Raw genomic sequence first — 20657 nt, forward strand, 5'->3', positions numbered from 1 at the left:
GTGTAGCCGCATGAGTGCAGAAACGGTCATTCTTCATGCCCTTTAAGTTCCATCCACACTTAGGGCGTAACCACCTCCCAGGACATAGAAAAAGGCCACCCTTTTAAAAGCAGTGACCTTTAAATTTCTGATATTATTTCATTTCATATAAATCAAAACGCGCATATTGCCAGCCGCGGGAGCGTGTTCTTTAAAGGTGGCTCCGCACAGGTCTGATGTACTTAAAATGCCGTTCCGGATTAAAATAAAAGTAAATCATCCTACCGGCGGAAGTATCAAATGAGTAACCCGTGCCTGCAAAATCAAAAGTTGCCATTACCCGTTCAATCTTTTCCTCCACACTACGATTCTCCTGCTCATAATCGAATGGCCCATGTTCAAATACAATATATTTATCTTCCGGAACATCAGCCATAAGCATTTGTGGTGGTACTTCGCCTTTATAATCCAAAGGAAGCCGTGCACCATAACACTCTGTACGCGGGATACCCCAATCACAGAGTCTGCCGTCCGGGTCATTCATATACGCCATAATCTGACCGCTGCCCCCATTAGGTTCACTCCCGCCATCGTCATCCAATTTGCCCTTGATACTATCGAGTAAGCCGCAGACGGTTTCGTAATCCTGTCCCTGGATAAGATTTTGCTTTTGCCAAAAATCCCAGTACCCATTACTCTCATAGTTTTTAATGTGCAAAAATTTGTGAGCGGGAATGGTTACAAAATAAATTTTCACATCATCTGTAGATTTCATCATCCCAATCTCTCCCAATCCAAAAAAGTAGCGGTCAAACGGGTTTAATTTTGTACGAAGAACGACTGGCTTAGGATTTTTCCGGAAATTACTTGGGGTTACAGCATAGGTTCCCTTAAAGGCTCTGGTAAACGCTTCATGTGATGAAAAGCCATAATTAAAGGCAATATCTAAAAGGCTTTTTTCACTATCCCGAACTTCTTTAAGCGCAAAGGCTAATTTTCTATGCCGCAGATAATCCCTAAATTGCATACCCGATATTTCCTTGAATTTTCTCGTAGTATGAAATTCGGAATAACCCAGCCTGCGGGAAAGATTGCGTAGTGTCAAGGCTTCATCATTATAATTTTTAATACATATGTCTATTTCATCAACGATGATTTGAATTTGTTTCTGCCACTCGTACATTCGTCATTTCACCCCGTTTCAATCACCCTACATTTATTTTAAAGATAATGGAAGATCCTTACTTGATTTTACTTGCTGTTATTTCATTTCTCTCTTTTTAAGTTAAATGTATATAATCATCAGGAACTACGTCCAATATATACTTGCGGATTTACAATATATTAACGTATACCGATGAAATGGAGTGATGATAAATGGCGACAATTATTAGTTATGGTTCAGAGGCAAAAATCCCGTTAGACCCGTTCAATTCTGCTGTAACGGTTGCGGGGATTCCTGGAGCAGGCGCGGCTCTAGCCACAGCGCAAGTAAATATTAGTCCTGCTAATCCTGCCTCTTTCTCCAGTAGAGTCGAGTTAAAAGGCAGCTTTAGTCTTACTGCACTTGCTAATAGTCAATTTTTAGTTATCATCCGGCGTGCCGGGGTCGATATTTATAGTTCCTTTTTTCGTTTTACTACAAACACTGATATCCAATTAAATGTTCTGTGGGTTGATGGTCCTTATCTTGGAATCCACAACTATGAATTGATCATCCAAAATGATAGTATCTTGCCTATACATCTTTTTGGGCCTATAGCATTCACAGCAACCGCTATTGGAGGAGAAGGCGTAATTTAAAAAATTAAAAAAAGCCCTGCGAACCATTACTGGCGGCAGGGCTTTTAACCCTGCTCCCGGACTGCACGCCAGCTCACTTCCATTTCTCCGCAACATTGTCCTCGCCTTCATAGTAGTCCACCCGCTCTTCCGCCATATAGATTTCCTCGTACGGCAGAATGTTGATCTTTCCGGAATCCGGATATTCACAAATATCGATCCCCAGGTTCGTACGTAAATCCAAGTACCTGCAAGGCTCTGCGGTATGATTAAATAATTGATGCGCCCCTTCCGGCCCCGTTTCAAAAAACACCGTATCACCTTCCTGCACTTCCTGAAACCCTGCTGGCGTTCTGAGCGTAGCCCGGCCTGAAATAATTACAAATACCTCTTCTACACTTCTATGGAAATGATATGGATACGAATACTTCCCTGGATCAAGCGACCTGATTTCAAAAAGCAATTGCTTCGCCCCTGCCATCTCCGCCAGCTTCCTGCTTGTATGCCAGGCGAACTCAGGAACCGGGGATTGTCTTTGTTCAAACGAAACGTTCTTGTCATTAAAAATAGTAGCCATCTGAACCTCTCCTCATTATCGGATATTCTCAACATAACCTGCTGGTATAATTCCACTATTACAAAAATCATAAAATCCGGATCTCTTGCTATTATTGGCCAGGTATAACCCACACGCTGTTATAAGAGTCACCACAAATACCATTAACATGATAATTGCTATCCTTGTACCCTCCTAGTCGAAAATGATATTGTTATACCAATCGCCGCCCGGGAAATAGGCACTAGTAAGAAAGCTTTCTACGCTGCCCTGGAAGAGATACATAAAGCAGACTGGGCTACAATTATTTTTTTAAACGGGGCGGTTTACTAAATCGCATAAAGTTGGCCGTTGTTACCGGCAGCAGGCTAACTCAATCCGGCCGTTACTTCATCACAGACTTCGAGCGTAAAGTTGCCAGTGAGGATAGCCATCACAATATATAAATCAAAAGAAGAGGTGTTCCTGAATGACAGGTAGTGAAATGAATCCTAAAGTGGATTTTTTCTTTAATAAAGCAAGCCAATGGAAGGAAGAATACGGGAAACTCCGGGCGATCCTGCATGGATGTCAGCTGACAGAGGAATTGAAGTGGGGGGTTCCTTGTTATACGTTTCAAGGCGGGAATATCGCTCTAATCCACGGATTCAAAGAATATTGTGCGATTATGTTCGTCAAAGGCTCCTTGCTGCCTGATCCCCAGGGCATTCTAATTCAGCAAACCAGGAATGTGCAGGCCGGGCGTCAGATCCGGTTCAATACGGTTCAAGAAATAGCCGATAGGGAAGCTACTATTAAAGACTATATCTATAATGCCATAGAGGTTGAAACCGCTGGTCTGGAAGTGGATTATAAGAAGGATACGGAGTATGAGATTCCTGAAGAGTTTCAAACAAAGCTCGATGAGAATCCGGATTTGCAAGCAGCCTTTGAAGCCCTAACCCCCGGACGAAAAAGACAATATATCACTTATTTCACAGACCCCAAACAATCCAAAACCCGTACAGCACGGGTTGAGAAGTATACGCCGCATATTTTGAACGGCAAGGGATTGAGTGATTAGGGGCTCCCTTTAACTTCACCGAATAAAAAAAATGAGCTACCACTCCGGTAGCTCGACAAATTTAATATTCGTTTCGGACGTTTTAACATTTTTGAGAACTTCTTTGTAACCCTTTTCTGAAAGAAAACACTTTTGTTCGACCCCTTTGTGGTCTTCCCCGAAATAAGCGATATGAAATGTCTTATCCATCTGGATAATATTGGTGACTTGTATTAACGTGTTTCTATCCGCAAGAACGAAATTATATCCTGAACTGGCTAGGGTGTTAAGCCAATATTTCAGCGTACCTACTGTATAAAAGGTTTGATCGTACGTATGGACGATTATCCTATAGATAGTTCGTTCAAATTCCATATAAGTTATTTTTGCAATATCGAGTGAGAATACACCAGTGTTTCCCTCTGTGTCTCTTGTGACAGATATACTACTCAAAGGGATCAGCTCCAATATTAATTGAGTAACTCTTCAGGGACTTCCGGTTGATTTACATATAATACGCTAGCGGTAACCAAAACTAGAAGAGCGGCCATTGCGGACAAACCAGAAGCAAGTTTGTAAACAGCTTTACGTTGCAGTGATTTCATCGTAAGGTTTTCACCTCCTTTCTAGCGACTATCAGACTAATGGATTGTGCCATAAAACTGGCAGCAATAGCTGGTGAAGCTATAAATATATTAGCTGTCACAAGTAGTGCAGCTACAATTCTCAACTTGGGCCATTGCGTTCTTGGAATCCGGGTCTGACGTTCGATTCCAATCGGGGCCAGCCATAGAACCACTATAAGACTGATACCGTTCATAAGCAGAATAAATGAGGGGCTAACTTCAATAAAGGACAAAAGCGTAAACAACGTTGTCGTAAACAAGACGCATGCTGTTCCGGATTTGAGATGTGCTCCTCCAGATACTTGACGTAATAATGCAAAGGAGATCAGTATCTGGATGGCTTCTCCTGTCCTACCGGTCAGAAGGGATACAGCCAACGTGAGACCCATAATAAATACCACATTAAGGACTACCTCAATAGCAAACTTTAAAACGGCATAGGACGCCGGGTGCTCCGGAACAATATTTTTTATCCCGGTAGCGAGCTTCGCGGACATGATATCAAGCATCTTCCTTCTCCTTTCTGGTTGAATAATATAGAAGGAATACAGACATGATCACAAAGATCACAGCATTTAACAGGATATCATTGTAGTAGAGCAGTACTGATATGCCTATCACAAAACCTAGTATCAATACAGACAGAAGAATATCTTCTAATTTCAGTCTTAGTTTATCCAGATCAAAAGTGAATCCTTTCCCTTTGCGGTAAGCATAACTGAAGATAAAGAACACAACGGCAGAAGTCAGGAGTTGCAGAAAATATCCATTCCCAACGCTAGCATAAATATCAGATATGGAGCCAAATACTAGAAGGACTATGATCGTTTGAATCACAGCAAAAATAACGTAACCTGATATTGTAGCAATGATTGATAGAATTAGAGGCATCCTGACCACAGCGGAGAAGAACAGGATGAAAATCAATATTAGAATGAGCGGCGAGATATTCGCCATCCCGAGCTCATTTCTTAACAAATAGCTTTGAAGATTATTTAGTAAAATAACGAATAATACTTGCCATAAGTACCATTTCCATTTAAATCTAAAGAGCGACATAATGAGATAATATAGAGCAAGAGTTTCTATTGTTGAGAAAAACATAAAGCCAACAGGTTCCCATGACAAACCATAACACCGCCTGACTGATTTTCGTTCATTGAATTAATTATATAACTGCTCACGCCACAGCGTATACTACTTATTTACATTATTCGACACTTTCTCCCCCATTCTGCGTATTTTTTTCAACAATTAGCTGTTAACCAAGTCTATTGCACAAAATTGCATTCGTACTCTATGGCTCTCCCCTGTTTCTCTCCGCCTTTGTCCAGCACAAAACTCTCTGCCCTGCATTCTATATAAAGAACCTTAATAGAAAGGGGTAGATTAGCATGGCGACTCGTCAGCCGGATTTGGTGTTGATCAATTGGAGCCGGAACCCGTTAGTGCCCGGATCTGCACGCAGAATTACCGCCAGCCGGGTTATCGGAAATGCCGAACCCTGCTTGCCCAGCTTAAGAACCAACGGATTGCTTAGAACGGCCTTAGCCTGTCTGCAGGACAACGACATCGGTTTCAGAATCGTGTTCCGCAAAAAAACCTCAAGCATCAGCGGATATTTGTTACTCCAGCGTAATTGATAGGATTTCAGGGGTCTGGCTAATTGCCAGGCTCTTTTATTTTGCAGCTTCTCTTAGGGGACAAGCGTAACAAGTGAAGGGAATTCAGGCTTATTGCTGCCATTCTCTGGTCCAAGCGGGATTAATATCGGGGGATTGTATGGTAAAATACACTAATACAAACAGAACATCCGCCGGTCTCTCCTGACCATACACCAACGGATGTTCATCACTAAACAGGATTGTTAATTTATAATTCCGCCCATGTTACATTTAGCTCTACAGTACCTTCCTGGGAAGCCAAAGAACCGCCGATGATCGACCAGCTCTGCTTATTGTCTTTGGTGGTACCCTGGATAATCAGGTTCTTATCATCAAGGGTTTGTGCAGAATCGCTTCCGAGTCTTGAAGAGAAATAATCCTGATAGAGCTTCGATACTGTATCCATGCTTTGTGTTGTGGTGAAGATCAGAAGAGCTGTCTTTTTGCCTTCGTTCTCTTCAGAATGGGATAGCTTGATTTGAACATCCTCCGGCAGCGGGAAATCCTCCGGCAGATTCTCCGGCAGCTCTTGGGAAACGGCAGAAGCATCCGGCTGAGCCGTAACTCCATTGTTCCCGGCGGACGGTACAGAGGTCTGCATAGAATCAGTTGCAGGCACATCCGGCTGATTACTGCAGGCATTCACTGCCAACATGGATAACATCATCGATAAGGTCAAGATTAGTTTTTTGGTATACACAGCTTCACTCCTTAAGCGTTCTAGGCCTAACATTGCCAGTAAGATATGCAGGCTTACCGGATAATACCCTTTATGCTATTCCGCCAATCAGCTGCTTGATTTTAATTACATCTATTCAAGGAGACATGGATATGGATAAGAAAAAAGACTCCTCCCAAGGCATCGCCCTGGGCTTATGTTTTGGTATAGTGTTTTGGATGGCTTTTGATAATTTGCCTTTGGGCATAGCCTTGGGTATTGCCTTTGGAGTTGTTTTCTCTAGGCCCGGCAAATCTAAGAATGATCCAAAAGATCCTCCGGCTGAGTGAACCGGAATGATATATTCACGGCAAAGGAGTCATTAGCACATGTTCCAATCTAATAACGGTAAGAAGCTTACCAGGTACGGCTTGATTGTATTAGCTCTTACGATTTCGTTGGTGACAGCTGTCCTGTCGAAAGATGAACCGGACAATACCTTTGAAACACTGGACACGATTGTTCTTACACATCCTTCTCAGGCTGAAGTTCTATCTGTGACCGACGGAGATACTTTCAAAGTTAAGTTCGAAGATGGTACGGTGGACAAAATCCGGCTCCTGCTCATTGATACTCCTGAAACCAAGCGCGCCAATACACCGGTTCAGCCCTTTGGCCCTGAGGCCAGTGAATACTTAACGGAGCTTCTGCACGGGCAAACGGTTAGGGTCGAAATGGATGTGACTGAACGTGATCAATACGGCCGGATTCTGGCTTATGTCTATCTCGGTGATGAGATGGTGAATGAAATGCTGATTGCAAAGGGTCTGGCCAGGGTTGCCGTGTATCCGCCGGATGTGAAATATGTGGATCAGCTCAGAGCCACTGAGAAACAGGCTAAGTCTGCGAGGCTGGGGATTTGGAGCATAGAGAATTATGTGACCGACCGGGGATACGACACTTCTGTCACAGCTACCCCCACCAACAAAAAATAGACCCGAGAGACAAAAGTCTCCCGGGTTCTTCTATAGTTATTTATAATAGGAAGTAGTCAATGGAACGAACATGGATGAGCCGTCTTGTACGTCTCCGGTTACATAGATAGAGCTTACTCCGGCAATGTCCACCTCTACGGTTACGAGCCCTTCTTCAGGGGTAATGTTCAGCTTCTTAAGCACCGTATCCGTATCGCTGTCTTGCACGGTAAAGTTTTTAATATCAGTGCCGATCGCCGCGACCTGAATATACAGCTTCTGATATTTCTTGTTCGGGTAGAGCATGAACGAGCTGCCGCGAGTGCCGCTGCCATTATCGAAATGGACATCTTTATAGTCCTTATCTTTATAGACGGTTTTGTCAGGATCTTTGGTATGGTACGACGAGTCAAAACCGGCTGCAATCGAGACTCCTTCCGTCTGCTCGCCTAATGAAATGGTATTGGAGGCGGCATCGAATTTAACGGTAACTCCGAGCAGATCCGACACAGAACGGACTGGCAGATACGTAGTATCCTTATAAGAAATCGGAGCGATCACTGCACCGCTGCTATTCTTCAGCTGCACAGGCTGGCCATCTACCTTGAATTTAATTCCCGGGTTCAGAAAAGCTTTGATCTCCTGCAGATTGGCTCCGGCGTATACCCCCGTCCCCATTCCTCCAAGTACAGCAAAAACAGTCAGCGCAGCGGTTAATTTCTTTTTCACCCGATCAAACTCCTCTCCATGTATTTCAAATTTAAAACTTACATACTGGGAGTATAATAAATCTTACCATAATATGCAAATGGCTGAGAATCCGCCGAAATACAAAAAAACACCCCGCCTTCAGGCAGGGCATCCATACTTCCAATTCCAATTGGCTATGTATCATTTAGAACTCATCTTTTTTGTGAACGGATTCGTAATGGTTGCGGATTTCCAGATTCTTGGCATGATTGTACAGATCCAATGCAACAATTCCTCTGCGCGCGAGCTTCACTACCAGAACGAATAAATAAATACCGAGCCCCAGACATGCCATCCAGACTAAAAAGAAAAATATACTAAAACTGCCGGCAAGCAATGACCCAAAACCTGTTGCCATCATTTCTCACAGCCCCTCTCCTCGTATAGAGTTCAGAATCTTTAAGTAAATCATAATTGCTTTGGAACAAATTGTATATACACTCAAAAAAAACCGCCGGACCGGAGTTCAGCGGGTTTGTTCTATGCATTTCTTTTATCCGATGGAGGTTCCTGAGAATGTCACGGGTCCCGTAACACTGGCTGCATTGAGCAGGATATTCAAGCTGTTATTGGCGACACCCAAGCTGTATGCATGATAGCCAGCGGGTACACTTCTATCCATATAAGCAATAGTAATAGGCTGAATGGCTAAAAGCGCAAGGCCGCTGGAGCCCATATTGAAGATGGGCTGCCCGTCCCGGTACAATGTGAAGACTACATTGGGTACGCCGAGCGTAGTTTGAAATCCGATGGAGGCACTCAGTAATACAACCCCCGAAGTTACAGTAGCAAGGCCAAACTCGGCCAAGATCAAATTGCCCGCAGGTGAAAGAATTGGAATAGATACGGTCTGACTGCCCGTTGTCGCAGTACTGGCCCCTGTGTCGATAATCGTTGCCATGGTGATTCCTCCTCTCTAATCTTCTACTCATAGAATATGCTAGAGGAGTTTATGAGGTTGGACAAATCAGATTAAATTTCAAACTGTGCACGCATGATCAGCGGCCGTTATCTTTGGGCGGTACCTGATATTGTCCGGTCAAAGGATCATACTGCGGACGTTCCCCGGCAATCTCCAGCTCGATTCGCTGCATGGAGTAGACAAGTTCACCAAAGCCAATAAAAAACATACCGGCTATGCAGGAAACGGCGAGGAAGATAGCAACACCAAGCACACCGCCCAAATGGAATCCCACTGGAATACAAGCAATTCCCCCCAGCACGATGATCGCCACGCCAAAATACTTCAGGTAAGCCCCTTTCATCAGTTGCCCTCCTTGTGATTACACAGTATTAAATAAGGATAGCATATTTCTTGTGGAACTATTTGTAAATGAGTCATGTGACAAAGCTGCCGGGGGAGATGGGGTGATTTAAAGTTTAATTAACATTGAATAATCTCTTATAACCCTAAAAAGATTGCTACTCCGCAATGGAGTAGCAATCTTTTCTTTTGACGGATTATCGCCTGTTCTTATATTAGTTGCTTAAATTATAAAAGGTCACTTTCACCTGAATAGGAACCGTAGTATCCGTCGCATTCAGATAGAGCAGCGCATTTCCGGTACTGCCGTCCCAATAGCTGAAATACAGATCCTGTACAGCACTGGCACCGCTCATTGTACCCATTTGGATTTGGCCGCGGTTGCTCATGTTGAAATAATAAGGTCCCGTCACTTTACCCGTATCCGATTGATTCTCTACAACGGCTTTAATCGTTTTGGCGGAGGCTGTACAGAGCAAATATGTGGTTTGTCCCGGCTGCAGAGTAAGAGTTACTGGCGAATTAAATCCCGGCGCCAGAGAAAGGGCATGCGCAGAAGGAGCGGAGACCCACAAGAAACTTGCTGCGAAGAGAAACACGATCAACGTTTTTAATTTTCGCATTTATTAATATCCTCCTTAATTCTTTGGGTATAGGGGAATCGGTCTGAACGAAACGCACAGCACTCGCTTGGCGTAGTCCGGCTCAACAGAGCAGCAGACTATTTGCACTTCACACTTACCCGGCAGATTGGAGTCTATAAGCAAGTCTCCTTCCCTCTCAAAACGGTCTATATGAGCATTTTTAATATATCAGGTATATTTTACCTTGTAAATATTTAGTATTTAATAGAATCTGCATGATAATCTCCTGTGATTTCGATTAGATTCCCATCCGGGTCTTCAATCATGAAGCAATGATAAGGCCGCACAACATTGATATAGAAAATCTCAGATACTACTCCGATATCCAGTGACTTCACCCGCTCATACTCTGCATTCAAATCAGTAACATTGAAGTTAAGGATCACATTATTCCCGTATCGAACCTCACTTTCTTGCTTATAATTCAAATACGCCTCATTAAAATGCTCCGACACATCGCTATTCGTGCGGATCAATTCCTTATCGAATTCCGGATTCCATAACGCGAGTGTGTTCCCGCAGTGGAATTGTGCCCAACGCTCCAGCTTGCGGGAATCTGCTTTCATATTCAGCAACGCTTCATAAAATGCAATGGAACTCTTCATATCACGGACGATTAGATACGTACAACCCAGCTGTATTGGAATACATCTCCTCTATAGTAAAATCATTAATCATGAGCCCACTATAGCAAAACGTACGTTCCCCTCGCAACGAGGTTTTATACTTACTACATAAGGAATAGTTGCATTTCGTGCAGCTAAAAGACGGCGAAAAACCGGATGAGCTAGGATAAGTGTACTCTGTACAACTAAAATTGAGAAAAGTGTTCGTTTGGGGCGTAGCTGTTATTTTTAGTTGTATGAAGTGCAGCTAAAACTCCCACGGGGCAAAAATCGCCCGTTTTAGTTGTACAAAATACAGTTAAACATGAAGCGAGTGTCTTTTAGCAGACAACCTGCCATTCGGGCACGGTGTCCGATGTAGAGCCGGTGGAATCAGATTGCTTAAAAGCGTTCCAACACCTATTCCTTCATTCTCATCACACCGCCGCTTTCTTCCAGCTCCAGAAATACCGGCCGTTCGTCGGGAGTCTGATTCGGTGTATGGATGGCCAGCATCAGCTTATCGCCAAAGGTCCGGAATACCATCGCGTGTCCGCCGTCCTTCTGATAGAGTGCCTCCTCCTGATGAATCCACGGTCCGGTTATCTCGCCGCTCCCGGAACGGGCAATGCCCAGCGCATAGGTGTTATTAATGAAGCTGGCCCACAGCAGGTACAGCGTATCATCGTCACTTGACCTGAACAGAAATGGCCCATCTGTTACATAATTGAGCTGATCCGCATACCGCTTGGATACAAACGGTGTTGACCATGGGGCTTCCGATGCCCGGAATAGAATAACCGGCTCTCCTTCCGCACTCCGCAGGTCCTCCGTTAACCGCATGGCGCAGACCTCCCCGTCTCCAGTCTGCTGCCACTCATGGCAGAAGACCATCCATGGCTGGTCCTGCTTATCTATATAGAGCGTTCCGTCCAGGGAGCTCCAGTCCTGCGGGGTCACCGGACCTTCGCTATGCGGGGTAAAAGGGCCAAGCGGATGTGGCGAAGCAAGCACTGCCGTCCCCAGCAGATCATTGTCTTTGCGCCGGAAGGTGGCGAACATGATGTATCTCCGGCCGTAGGCATAGACTTCCGGAGCCCAGAAATTATGCTCGGCGTAGAAATCCGCCTCTGGACGGAATACCGGAAACGGTCCTTCCCAATGCTCCAGATCCTTGCTTGTGTAGGCGTCGAACCCGGTGCCCTTACCCCAGATATTGCTGTCGGTGCTGCCATACAAATAGTAGAGTCCTTGTCCTTGTCCCTGTACTTGTCCGGCAAGCGGCAGCACAAACGGATCTCTGATCTGTAAGCTGTTGTTATCTATCATTTAAAACTCTCCTTTCTATCACACACGCTGCAAGCCAATATTTATATAAGGTGTACTTAGGAAAGTACACTAGGCCATAAGGAACAAAGGTTAATATTGAAACTGGAAGAGTGAATGCGTAAAGTTCAACTTAATTACCGGTATTCCGGCAGCACCACTCCAATATCGCTGATGCTGCTGAAGCCGCCATCCGCATACTCCAGCTGTTCATTGCCCTTAATCGTGAACGGGAGGCTCTGGCCCAGATAGCAGATGCAGCCCTCGATTTCACGGATACTCATCCCGATCAGCTTCAGCAGCTGCCCGTTCCGGTCCGTGATTACGCGGACTCCAAACGGAAAAGCCATGTACTCCTCCATGTCCCGGTAGATCACTGCCCCCTGGCGGGTAGTGATCAGCTCATAGACTGTTCCATCTACCGCCCGGCGGTATCCTGTCTCATGGGCTACCTCCTGGCCATGATCCATATCATAAGGAAGCAGTCCGGTGAACCATAGCTCTTCTCCGGCAACCGGCATAATTCCGCACAGCCGCTCCACATAGTCCAGCAGGCACAGAAGAGCCGGGGAATACGATTCTGTATATCCCTCTTCTCCTGTCCAAGGGCTTAACGTCTGGGCAAATCGTGTCATCCGGGACAGCGCAGCGAGAATAGGCAGCATCACCCAGGTCAGCTCGACATAACGCCCATGATGCTCAAAGGCATGCGCCGCGCGGATGATACTGAGGAAGTTGGATGAGCCGCCCCAGGTGTTGTAACTGGAGAACGGATCAAACCGGGGGTCGTCCATCGCTATGGAGGTGAAGGGATATTTGGCAAAGAACTTGCTGGTATTCAGCAAATAACGCCGGAGAGCAGCGTCAAAGAAATCGCGGTCTCCCACTTCGCAGGCCAACACACGCAGCAGCACATCCGACTGCACACGCACAAACCGGCCTCCGCGGTCACGATCATAGAAGAACTCATCCTCCTCGTCATAGCAATGGCTGAAGAGGCTCTGCCTGCTGGCCGCAGCTTTGGCCTTCCACTCAGCTCCATCCTCTCCAAGTTCCTCTGCTATTCTGGACAGATACTGCCGCTGGCAGTAGACATTGGCCGTTAAATCAGGGGCCAGAAAAGGCAGCAGCGGTGAATCCGGGTTACATTGCGCCGCATCGTCCAGATGGGGTGTATCCGGAATATGCCAGAAACGCGGGGACAGATCATGTCCGGTATCAAAGGTGCAGAAGGCCTCCACGCAGCCTGTTCCTCGTGTATCGCGCCGGCTGGCCAGCCAGTCGTCGAATCTGCTCATCGCCTGGTACATCGAGCGGAGGAACATCTTGTTGCGTCCATTCTGCACGTAATGATTCCAGACACTCCGGGCCAGCGGGGTCACCATTTGGATCTGCCGGTAAGCCGGTCCTGCAGGGGTTACTTTGTAAGGAATCAGCCCATCCTCACGCTGATAATCGGCGAACAGGCGAAAGGTCGCTTCCGCCACCGCCGGCATGAAGCGTGACAGCAGCTCAGCGCTCATGGTTCCCGTACTCTCCAGCCAGCTGCCGAGGTAGACACCTCCTTCGTGCAGAACATGGCCGTTGCCGTCCATCGGCACGATACAATCCATAAGCTTATGCAATCCGGAATAATAGACATTCTCCATCGCTTCCGATGAGGCGGCAAAAGCAACGCCCGACTGCCTCCATTGCTCCATAGCGCCACGGTCCGCCGCCTTCTTGAGCACTCCGATCCGGTCATCAGCCGTTACTTCGCGGAGCTGTTGTAATAAGTCCCTGGTCATGTACTTCCCTCCTGTATCTTCGCTCTCTTCCCCAAACAGAGAAGCAGACTGCCCGGGCAGTCTGCTTCCGGTAAACTCATTATTTGCTGCCAAAAATCTGCGTAGCGCCTTTATAGAAATCCTCCACTCCCTGTTTCACATCCTTCTGCTCGAAACCGATCTCCTGCACTGCGGTTTCAGCCAGCTTGGTGAACTCGGTGAAGCTTGGCGGATTGTAGCTGATGGCAAAAGGCTCTTTCTTCGTCGCCTCAGACACCCGGCTCGTGAAGTCGTATACGGTCTGCTCCAGCGGAGTGGCATCCTTCATCAGCAGGTCACGCATCTTGGAGGTAACAGGGACTCCGCGGTCACTGCCGAGAATCTGCGCGGCATCGGGGTCATTGATCCAGTAGTTCATCAGTGTAGCGACTTCCTTCGGATGCTCCGTCTTCGCATATCCGGACAAGCCTTGGCTGGATTCGAATACGACACCTGTGCCTTTAGGACCCCGCGGGACCTGAACCATCGTCAGCGTATCCTGGATCAGATTCTGATGGGCTGCGAACTGGTTGGACGGAATGAGGCTCATTGCCACTTTACCTGTGACCACCAGTGATTTACTTGTGTCTCCCGGAGGATTCGATACCTGCAGGGACGGTGTAACCATCCCGCCGTTTTTAGACATGTCGTTCCAGAAGTTGAACCAATCCTCGGCATCCTGCTGTTCGAAGCCAAGTGCGTCTTTCTCCATATCATAGACCTGCTTGCCGCGCTGCTTCATATAGATGTCCATGCCCTCAACTGTAAAGTTGTAGGTGCCGTAATAGCCCTTGCCCAGCTTCCCGGAGATCTCCTTGCTGATCCGGGCGTAATCTTCCCAGCTCCAGCCGTCCGCAGGAATGTCCATTCCGGCTTGTTTGAACAGCTCGGTGTTGATGACCATCCCTCTGGCATTCGCTCCGGCAGAGATATGAACCAGCTTGCCTCCCAGCGTTCCGTATTCCACCATCGTCTGATCCATATCCGTCAGATCAAGCTCTTTGCCGACATAGGGCTGTAGATCCAGCAGTACCCCTTTATCCGCGTAATCCGTTACGTTGCCTCCAAGGAAAAACACATCCGGCGCTGTCCCCGAAGCCAGCTGGGTGTTCAGCTTGTCAAAGTACCCGGAGTTTGGAGCGAACTCCCCGACCACTTTGATATTCGGATACTTCTCCTCAAATTTGCGCAGCGCCTCGTTTGTCTTGTCTGCCCGCTTCTGATCGCCCCACCACATAATCCGCAGCTCGACCTGATCCACAGACGGCTCTGCATTGTCCGGGCTGCCGGCTGCCGGTTTGCCATTGTTGCCACCCGAACAGGCGGTTGTTGCGGCCAGCAGCAATGCGGCCAGCGTAAGGCTAAACGTTTTTTTCATTGAAATGTCCCCCCAAGAATTTTTGTAATCGCTTGCATTCCCATCCTAATCATTTCTTGACCGGAGTTGAATTTCATTTCTTCGGGTCTCCGCTAGTGGTTTTTTCGGGTCTGCATTTCAGTTGAGCCCGTCATTTCAAACCGGTCGTAGCGATGCCCTCCAGGAAATGCTTTTGGAAGAGAAGAAAGATCGTCATGATCGGCACAAGGGAGAGCACGGACATCGCCAGGAGCGCGCCCCAGTCGGATGATCCGGAGGGATCATAGAGTGAACGTATGCCCAGCTGAACGGTAAACAGATTGATCCGGCTCAAATAGATCATCTGGCTGAAGAAATCATCCCAGGTCCAGATAAAAGTAAAGATTGCCGTTGTGATCAGCGCCGGAACCAGCAGCGGGATAATGATCCGGAAGTACAGCTGGCCTTGTCCGCAGCCGTCAATCGTTGCACTTTCATCCAGCTCCTTCGGAATGCCGCGGATAAACTGGATCATCAGCAGCACGAAGAACGAGTCATGCGCCAGCCATTTCGGTACGATCAGAGGCAAGTAGGTATTCACCCAGTCCAGCTTGCTGAAAATAATATATTGCGGAATCAGCAGCACATGGTAAGGAAGCATAATCGTCACCAGCATGCAGGCAAACAGCACACTCTTGAGACGGAACTCCAGCCGGGCGAACGCGTATGCCGCCAAAGAGCAGGTGAGAATATTGCCGATGACCGACAGCACGGAGATGGTAGCAGAGTTGAGGAAAAAGCGGCTGAACGAGATGCCCTGAAGCCCCTTCCAGCCATTCACATAGTTCTCCAGAGTAAACCTCGCCGGCCACAGACCGGGATCAGAGAAGATCAGCTCATTCGGTTTAAAGGAACTCGACAGCAGCCATAGCACCGGATAGAGCATCAGCAGCCCAAACAGAATGATGAGACCATGCTTGCCGAGCTTAAAAATCGTCTTTTGATCAGCCATGATTTATCGCCCGTCCTTTCCGTCGCCGTAGAACACCCAGAACCTGGAGGTCATGAACACAATCGAGGTAAACAGGCCGATGATGATCAGCATGATCCACGCCAGAGCGGCTGCATAGCCCATATCGAAGAATGAGAAGCCTTTTAGATACAGATAGAGCGTATAGAACAGTGTTGAATTTACCGGACCGCCGCGTCCGTCCCCAATGACATACCCCGGGGTAAACACCTGGAAGGAATTGATAATCCCCATGACCAGGTTGAAAAAGATTACCGGTGACAGCATGGGCAGCGTTATCTTGCCGAACTGCCGCAGCTTACCGGCCCCGTCCACCTGTGCCGCTTCGTACAGGTCCGCAGGAATCTGCTTGATTCCGGCCAGGAATATAACCATCGCAGAACCAAATTGCCAGACGGACAAGGTAACGATGGTGGAGAGAATGTAGCTCGGATGGGCAATCCAGGCCGGACCTTCAATCCCGAACCAGCTTAAGAAGTGGTTGATCAGGCCTTCCCCGTCAAAAATCTGCCGCCATACGATGGCGATCGCTACACTTCCTCCCAGCAGTGAAGGAATGTAGTATACCGTTCTGTAGATGCCCAGCGCCCGGATGCCTTTGTTCAAGACGACGGCGACCAGAAGGGCAAAGGCCATTTTGAGCGGAACCGAAAAAAGCACGTATTTGAAAGTCACCGTAAGAGATTTGTAGAAGTATTCGTCTGCCGTGAAGATGTGCCTGTAATTGTCAAAGCCCAGCCATACCGGGGCATTGAGCAGGTTGTACTTGGTCAGGGACAGATAAAAGGATCCCAGCATGGGGCCAAGTGTCAGTCCGAAAAAGCCGATCAGCCAGGGAAGCAGGAACAGGTAAGCGGTGCCGCTCCTTTTCCATAAAACCGATTTGTGTGCTGTCTTCATATGCGCCTTCTCCTTCTTAATGGATATAGGCTCATTATAGAAAGTAGCGCAGCCCGCTTGAATGCTATTTCTTCGGCTGCTCACTATTGAATTTTTCAGGTGGGTTCAGGCGGAAGTCCGAAGGGGCGATCCCGTACATCTTTTTGAATTTGGAGCTGAAATAGCTGGCATTCGAGAACCCGGTAAGCTCGGCAATGTCCCATAGACCAAGAGTTGTGCTTACCAGCAGATGCGTGGCCTGGGCCATCCGGATGTCGGTCAGATAGGCCATGAAGCTTCGGCCTACTTTGGCTTTGAACAGCTCCGAGAAATAGGACGAATTGTAATTGAACCGTTTGGCCAGCTGGGTCAAATTCAGATCATACATGTAATTGCTATCGATATACTGCGTCGCTGTGCGGATCACCGAATCATCGGGGTCGCCTGCTTCCTGCAGTTGACGGTGTGCACGTCCGGCCAGCTCCAGCAGGAAATGCTCCGCCTTGTCTACTGAGTCAAGCTTATGGACCATCTCCGGATGGAGCCACAGCTGCTGGGCATGACCGTTCCCATGTGCAGGCGCCCCATCCGCTCCGTCCACAAGCAGATAGAGCTGAAAGATCAGCTTCACGAAACGGGAACGTGACTGGGAGAAGGCCTGCTGAAGCTCCTGCCGGACCGTCTGGCCGAAGCAGCCCCACTCCCCCTGAATCAGCAGGCGGCGCAGAGTCCGTGTCAGCTCCTCTGTAAGCACTATTCCGGGCTCGGACTTTCCTTCAGCCGGAGGATAAGCGGCATTCTCCGAGAGATTCCAGGCCAGCAGAGACTCCATGTAGCCTTCCTTCCACTGGTGGAATCCGTGCTTGACGCCGCCGTAGCCGATGACCGGCTCAAAGCCCAGATGTGCAGAGATACAAGCAGTCAGATCCGCGCGGAACTGTGGCATATCCGTCAGACCCTCCTGCAGAATATAGTGAATCAGTCCGGGGTAATTCGGATCGCGGAACACCAGGCAGCCACTGCCGTACCTGCCCGCGAATTCCCTGCCCAGCAGCTCAAACGGCAGGCGCAGCTTGCCGGGAGTGCGCTCCGGCAGCTGCGGAGCCTCCCCCGTCCGTTCTCTGAGTCCAGCTGTCGCAACATGAATTCCCGTCAAATCCCATTCACCCAGCTCAAAGAGTGCGGCCCGCTCTTTCAGCGCATCCACCTGCTCTACGTCCTCCTTGACAAGCTGAACAAGGAAATGCTCTTTCATCTCCATGTAATACCGGGATAGCCGCCACTGGATTACGGCCTGCTGATCACGGTCATTACGCTCCCGGTCAAGCTCCTCCTTCACCTTCTGCAATACGGCCATCAGCTCATCGGCAGCTACCGGCTTCAGCAGATAATCACGCGCCTGATTACGGACAGCAGCTCTGGCGTAATGAAAATCCTCGTAGCCGGTAATTACAATCAGCTTCAGCTCCGGATAGAGCCTGCGGCAATCCTCAAGGAAAGACACGCCGTTCATCACAGGCATGTTCATATCTGTGATTACGATGTCAACCGCTTCACAGGCCAGACGTTCCATTGCCTCCATGCCATTCCCTGCCTCACCGATCACTGACAGATTCAGGCCAGCCCAGTCCGCCTTCAGCCGTAAGCCCTGGCGGATTTCCGGCTCATCATCCACGATCAATACACGATACATCTTCATTCCTCCTCTGTATGGGCAGACTCAGCTCGATGCTGGTGCCCTGCTGTTCGCTTGAATCTATCCTGAAGCTGAATAAATCGCCATAATACAGCCAGCATCTGGCCAGCACATTACGAAGTCCAATCTGATGGGTCTTGCTCTGCAGAAGCTGCTCCAGCTGCTGGCGCATGGCCTGATCATTCAGCTCACGGAGTAGCTCCGGGGCCATTCCGATGCCGTTATCAGCGACAGCAAGATACAGCCTGTCCTTATCCTGTCTTACCGTGATCAGTACCCTGGCATTCGCCTGGTGAATGAAGCTGTACTTCACCGCATTCTCGATCAGCGGCTGGAGCAGGAACTTGACGATTTCCAGATCGTCAAGCTCGCCCTGCTCTTCGATCCGCAGATCGAGACCCGGGCCAAAGCGGATGTCCAGAATGGACATATAATAGCGGACATACTTCAGCTCCTCGCGCAGCGGGATCAGATCCTCGCTAATGCGCAGTGAGAACCTGAGCATTTTGCCGAGTGACTCAATGACCGTAACCGTCTCCTTCGTCCGCTGCTGGATAGCCAGACTACTCATCAGCTCCAGGGTATTGAACAGGAAGTGGGGATTGATCTGCATCAGCAGCGCTTTATATTCTGCCTGCTGGCGCAGCAGCTTCTGTTCAAACTCGGTTCGTATCAGATACCTCAGCTGCTTGACCATACTCCGGAAGGTGTCGGTAGCGTAGTCAACCTCGTTCCGTATCCTGCGTTCCGGCGGAGTGAGCCGCTCGGCCTGGGCGAAATCCCCTTTCTGGACATGCCGCATGGCTGACACCAGACGGGACAGGGGCTTGGTAATACCGTAAGAAATCCAGTAAGCCAGCACAAAGGCGGCAATCAGCATCAGGGAAGCAAATACAATAATGCTGTTGCGGAGCTTGAACAGCTTGGCATACAGATCCTGTTCAGAGACAAAGCCGACCAGCAGCCAGTTGGTGATTGCCAGCTTTTTGTAGACCAGAATATGTGAGGCTCCCTTCTGATCCTTCAGGTAGACAACGCCTTGCGCGGCTTTGCCTGCACGGACCCGCTGGACTTCCGCCGCCGCTTCCGGATAAGCACTGTACTCCTGCTGGGACAGAATAGGATTACCCTGCTGGTTGAGCAGAAAGATGGTACCGCTTTCACCAAGATGTATACGATTGAGCGGCTCCAGCAGGAAGTCCGCCTTAATGTTGACCTTCATCACATTTTTGGCCAGTGACGGTTCAAAAATCCCGATCGGCAGCAGCAGGCTTACCACCTCATACGGCTTGGCCCCCTTAATCTCCACCTGATCCGTATGGGCCGGAACCCAGTGATTGCTGTGCTCAATGAAATTGCGGTACCACGTCTCCTGCTTGAACGAAGCATCCGTAACCACCTGGTTATCGGCACCGATCCGCATCCCTTCCTGACGGTAGATGGTCACTGAGGAGACAATCGAGTAATTGTTGGTAGTCTGGGTCAGGAACTTGCTCATGGTGATATTGGAGAGCATCTTCTGCCCTTCGGTTGAAGCCGGATTGGACAGCTGGGCATCCCACCTCTGGGTGATATCGCTGTTGTAGACCAGAGAGGACAAGTCATAGCTCTGCTGCAGGGCCATGTTAATAAATGAGCCGTACTCGTCCATTTTCTCCAGTGCCGAGGATTCGATATAAGAGCGGATGATGGAGCGTGACTGGTTGAACAGCAGCAGCGACATCGTGCCGAAGGATAGTACCAGCAGCACAACGAAGAACGCGATCAGGCGGTTTTTTAACGAGTAAAAGATAGTAATCCCTCCTTCTCCCTGCGTATCTGCGAATCTATTTCCTGTATAATCATTGATTTCGTCCTCTCCAGTCCCTCTTATTTACTGATGCATTTATTTGTAACGCAGATCGGAGAATCCGGCAAGTGGAAACGGTTATTACGTCCATAAGGGATGGGATTACTTTCAGCGAGCAATTGAAGGATAAAGTTTGGCGTAAAATAATCTTTCTTATATTTCAAGGCAAAATTATTTGGGCGGACGATTGAT

At 48.2% G+C, this 20657-nt stretch carries 25 protein-coding genes; 4 read left to right on the forward strand and 21 right to left on the reverse strand.

Annotated elements, in window-relative coordinates; genetic code table 11:
• Window positions 1-190: 190 nt before the first annotated feature.
• Window positions 191-1162, reverse strand: a complete 972-nt coding sequence (locus tag NSU14_RS17245; RefSeq protein WP_042136312.1) for a helix-turn-helix transcriptional regulator — start codon at window positions 1160-1162, stop codon at window positions 191-193.
• A 194-nt stretch (window positions 1163-1356) separates the two neighbouring features.
• Between NSU14_RS17245 and NSU14_RS17250 the strand changes: the two genes are divergently transcribed.
• Window positions 1357-1782, forward strand: a complete 426-nt coding sequence (locus tag NSU14_RS17250) for a hypothetical protein (protein WP_340946420.1) — start codon at window positions 1357-1359, stop codon at window positions 1780-1782.
• Window positions 1783-1855: 73 nt separating this feature from the next.
• On the opposite strand, the gene NSU14_RS17255 is transcribed toward NSU14_RS17250, so the two are convergent.
• Entirely contained in the window at window positions 1856-2338 is a 483-nt protein-coding gene (locus NSU14_RS17255) for a cupin domain-containing protein (RefSeq protein WP_340946422.1), read from the reverse strand.
• A gap of 448 nt (window positions 2339-2786) precedes the next feature.
• Between NSU14_RS17255 and NSU14_RS17260 the strand changes: the two genes are divergently transcribed.
• Entirely contained in the window at window positions 2787-3380 is a 594-nt protein-coding gene (locus NSU14_RS17260; RefSeq protein WP_336102252.1) for a YdeI/OmpD-associated family protein, read from the forward strand.
• A 36-nt stretch (window positions 3381-3416) separates the two neighbouring features.
• On the opposite strand, the gene NSU14_RS36010 is transcribed toward NSU14_RS17260, so the two are convergent.
• From NSU14_RS36010 to NSU14_RS17285, 6 genes are all read right to left on the reverse strand, one after another.
• Window positions 3417-3827 (reverse strand): LytTR family transcriptional regulator DNA-binding domain-containing protein, encoded by a 411-nt coding sequence (locus NSU14_RS36010; protein WP_042136304.1) that lies wholly within the window; start codon window positions 3825-3827, stop codon window positions 3417-3419.
• Window positions 3828-3829: 2 nt separating this feature from the next.
• Window positions 3830-3964, reverse strand: coding sequence for a cyclic lactone autoinducer peptide (locus NSU14_RS17265; protein ID WP_081969953.1), 135 nt, complete (start codon window positions 3962-3964; stop codon window positions 3830-3832).
• Window positions 3961-4494 carry an accessory gene regulator ArgB-like protein gene (locus NSU14_RS17270; protein WP_042136302.1) on the reverse strand — a complete coding sequence of 178 codons (534 nt, stop codon included), beginning with the start codon at window positions 4492-4494 and terminating at the stop codon, window positions 3961-3963. The genes NSU14_RS17265 and NSU14_RS17270 overlap by 4 nt, the downstream gene beginning before the upstream one ends.
• Window positions 4487-5113 carry a hypothetical protein gene (locus tag NSU14_RS17275; protein ID WP_081969952.1) on the reverse strand — a complete coding sequence of 209 codons (627 nt, stop codon included), beginning with the start codon at window positions 5111-5113 and terminating at the stop codon, window positions 4487-4489. The genes NSU14_RS17270 and NSU14_RS17275 overlap by 8 nt, the downstream gene beginning before the upstream one ends.
• A 277-nt stretch (window positions 5114-5390) precedes the next feature.
• A complete protein-coding gene (locus NSU14_RS17280) occupies window positions 5391-5597 on the reverse strand; it encodes a hypothetical protein (protein ID WP_340946426.1) in 207 nt (68 codons plus the stop codon).
• Between the two features lie 260 nt (window positions 5598-5857).
• Window positions 5858-6349, reverse strand: coding sequence for a hypothetical protein (locus tag NSU14_RS17285; RefSeq protein WP_336102251.1), 492 nt, complete (start codon window positions 6347-6349; stop codon window positions 5858-5860).
• A gap of 131 nt (window positions 6350-6480) precedes the next feature.
• Between NSU14_RS17285 and NSU14_RS17290 the strand changes: the two genes are divergently transcribed.
• A complete protein-coding gene (locus tag NSU14_RS17290) occupies window positions 6481-6657 on the forward strand; it encodes a hypothetical protein (protein WP_171716491.1) in 177 nt (58 codons plus the stop codon).
• 39 nt (window positions 6658-6696) lie between these two features.
• Complete coding sequence (locus NSU14_RS17295; RefSeq protein ID WP_340946428.1) at window positions 6697-7302, forward strand: thermonuclease family protein; 606 nt, start codon at window positions 6697-6699, stop codon at window positions 7300-7302.
• A 36-nt stretch (window positions 7303-7338) separates the two neighbouring features.
• Here the strand turns inward: NSU14_RS17295 and NSU14_RS17300 are convergent, their stop codons facing one another.
• The 13 genes from NSU14_RS17300 to NSU14_RS17360 all read right to left on the reverse strand — a co-directional run bounded on the left by NSU14_RS17300 (window position 7339) and on the right by NSU14_RS17360 (window position 20408).
• Window positions 7339-8010: a stalk domain-containing protein gene (locus NSU14_RS17300; RefSeq protein WP_336102249.1), complete on the reverse strand. Its 672-nt coding sequence runs from the start codon at window positions 8008-8010 to the stop codon at window positions 7339-7341.
• Window positions 8011-8176: 166 nt separating this feature from the next.
• Window positions 8177-8392: a hypothetical protein gene (locus NSU14_RS17305; protein WP_336102248.1), complete on the reverse strand. Its 216-nt coding sequence runs from the start codon at window positions 8390-8392 to the stop codon at window positions 8177-8179.
• Between the two features lie 132 nt (window positions 8393-8524).
• Window positions 8525-8932, reverse strand: a complete 408-nt coding sequence (locus NSU14_RS17310) for a hypothetical protein (RefSeq protein WP_076245352.1) — start codon at window positions 8930-8932, stop codon at window positions 8525-8527.
• A gap of 97 nt (window positions 8933-9029) precedes the next feature.
• Complete coding sequence (locus NSU14_RS17315; protein ID WP_340946430.1) at window positions 9030-9296, reverse strand: hypothetical protein; 267 nt, start codon at window positions 9294-9296, stop codon at window positions 9030-9032.
• A gap of 214 nt (window positions 9297-9510) precedes the next feature.
• A complete protein-coding gene (locus NSU14_RS17320) occupies window positions 9511-9918 on the reverse strand; it encodes a hypothetical protein (protein ID WP_340946432.1) in 408 nt (135 codons plus the stop codon).
• A 215-nt stretch (window positions 9919-10133) separates the two neighbouring features.
• Window positions 10134-10586 carry a VOC family protein gene (locus NSU14_RS17325; protein WP_340948959.1) on the reverse strand — a complete coding sequence of 151 codons (453 nt, stop codon included), beginning with the start codon at window positions 10584-10586 and terminating at the stop codon, window positions 10134-10136.
• Between the two features lie 378 nt (window positions 10587-10964).
• Window positions 10965-11873, reverse strand: coding sequence for a glycoside hydrolase family 43 protein (locus NSU14_RS17330; RefSeq protein WP_340946433.1), 909 nt, complete (start codon window positions 11871-11873; stop codon window positions 10965-10967).
• A gap of 134 nt (window positions 11874-12007) precedes the next feature.
• A complete protein-coding gene (locus NSU14_RS17335; protein ID WP_340946435.1) occupies window positions 12008-13657 on the reverse strand; it encodes an MGH1-like glycoside hydrolase domain-containing protein in 1650 nt (549 codons plus the stop codon).
• Between the two features lie 79 nt (window positions 13658-13736).
• Window positions 13737-15053, reverse strand: coding sequence for an ABC transporter substrate-binding protein (locus tag NSU14_RS17340; RefSeq protein ID WP_336102243.1), 1317 nt, complete (start codon window positions 15051-15053; stop codon window positions 13737-13739).
• Between the two features lie 130 nt (window positions 15054-15183).
• Window positions 15184-16023, reverse strand: coding sequence for a carbohydrate ABC transporter permease (locus NSU14_RS17345; RefSeq protein WP_076245337.1), 840 nt, complete (start codon window positions 16021-16023; stop codon window positions 15184-15186).
• A 3-nt stretch (window positions 16024-16026) separates the two neighbouring features.
• Window positions 16027-16941, reverse strand: a complete 915-nt coding sequence (locus NSU14_RS17350; RefSeq protein ID WP_340946438.1) for a carbohydrate ABC transporter permease — start codon at window positions 16939-16941, stop codon at window positions 16027-16029.
• Window positions 16942-17005: 64 nt separating this feature from the next.
• Window positions 17006-18613: a response regulator transcription factor gene (locus NSU14_RS17355; RefSeq protein ID WP_340946440.1), complete on the reverse strand. Its 1608-nt coding sequence runs from the start codon at window positions 18611-18613 to the stop codon at window positions 17006-17008.
• Entirely contained in the window at window positions 18588-20408 is a 1821-nt protein-coding gene (locus tag NSU14_RS17360; protein WP_445670094.1) for a sensor histidine kinase, read from the reverse strand. Before NSU14_RS17360 ends, NSU14_RS17355 begins: the two co-directional genes overlap by 26 nt.
• Window positions 20409-20657 lie beyond the last annotated feature (249 nt).

It is taken from the genome of Paenibacillus sp. FSL R10-2771 (assembly GCF_038000205.1).
Taxonomy (GTDB): Bacteria; Bacillota; Bacilli; order Paenibacillales; family Paenibacillaceae; genus Paenibacillus_AQ; species Paenibacillus_AQ phytohabitans.

Coding starts and splice junctions, on each gene's coding strand:
- NSU14_RS17245 (WP_042136312.1), bottom strand. CDS start 1,162: ATGTACGAGTGGCAGAAACAAATTCAAATCATCGTTGATGAAATAGAC.
- NSU14_RS17250 (WP_340946420.1), top strand. CDS start 1,357: ATGGCGACAATTATTAGTTATGGTTCAGAGGCAAAAATCCCGTTAGAC.
- NSU14_RS17255 (WP_340946422.1), bottom strand. CDS start 2,338: ATGGCTACTATTTTTAATGACAAGAACGTTTCGTTTGAACAAAGACAA.
- NSU14_RS17260 (WP_336102252.1), top strand. CDS start 2,787: ATGACAGGTAGTGAAATGAATCCTAAAGTGGATTTTTTCTTTAATAAA.
- NSU14_RS17265 (WP_081969953.1), bottom strand. CDS start 3,964: ATGAAATCACTGCAACGTAAAGCTGTTTACAAACTTGCTTCTGGTTTG.
- NSU14_RS17270 (WP_042136302.1), bottom strand. CDS start 4,494: ATGCTTGATATCATGTCCGCGAAGCTCGCTACCGGGATAAAAAATATT.
- NSU14_RS17280 (WP_340946426.1), bottom strand. CDS start 5,597: ATGCTTGAGGTTTTTTTGCGGAACACGATTCTGAAACCGATGTCGTTG.
- NSU14_RS17290 (WP_171716491.1), top strand. CDS start 6,481: ATGGATAAGAAAAAAGACTCCTCCCAAGGCATCGCCCTGGGCTTATGT.
- NSU14_RS17295 (WP_340946428.1), top strand. CDS start 6,697: ATGTTCCAATCTAATAACGGTAAGAAGCTTACCAGGTACGGCTTGATT.
- NSU14_RS17305 (WP_336102248.1), bottom strand. CDS start 8,392: ATGATGGCAACAGGTTTTGGGTCATTGCTTGCCGGCAGTTTTAGTATA.
- NSU14_RS17310 (WP_076245352.1), bottom strand. CDS start 8,932: ATGGCAACGATTATCGACACAGGGGCCAGTACTGCGACAACGGGCAGT.
- NSU14_RS17315 (WP_340946430.1), bottom strand. CDS start 9,296: ATGAAAGGGGCTTACCTGAAGTATTTTGGCGTGGCGATCATCGTGCTG.
- NSU14_RS17320 (WP_340946432.1), bottom strand. CDS start 9,918: ATGCGAAAATTAAAAACGTTGATCGTGTTTCTCTTCGCAGCAAGTTTC.
- NSU14_RS17330 (WP_340946433.1), bottom strand. CDS start 11,873: ATGATAGATAACAACAGCTTACAGATCAGAGATCCGTTTGTGCTGCCG.
- NSU14_RS17335 (WP_340946435.1), bottom strand. CDS start 13,657: ATGACCAGGGACTTATTACAACAGCTCCGCGAAGTAACGGCTGATGAC.
- NSU14_RS17340 (WP_336102243.1), bottom strand. CDS start 15,053: ATGAAAAAAACGTTTAGCCTTACGCTGGCCGCATTGCTGCTGGCCGCA.
- NSU14_RS17345 (WP_076245337.1), bottom strand. CDS start 16,023: ATGGCTGATCAAAAGACGATTTTTAAGCTCGGCAAGCATGGTCTCATC.
- NSU14_RS17350 (WP_340946438.1), bottom strand. CDS start 16,941: ATGAAGACAGCACACAAATCGGTTTTATGGAAAAGGAGCGGCACCGCT.
- NSU14_RS17355 (WP_340946440.1), bottom strand. CDS start 18,613: ATGTATCGTGTATTGATCGTGGATGATGAGCCGGAAATCCGCCAGGGC.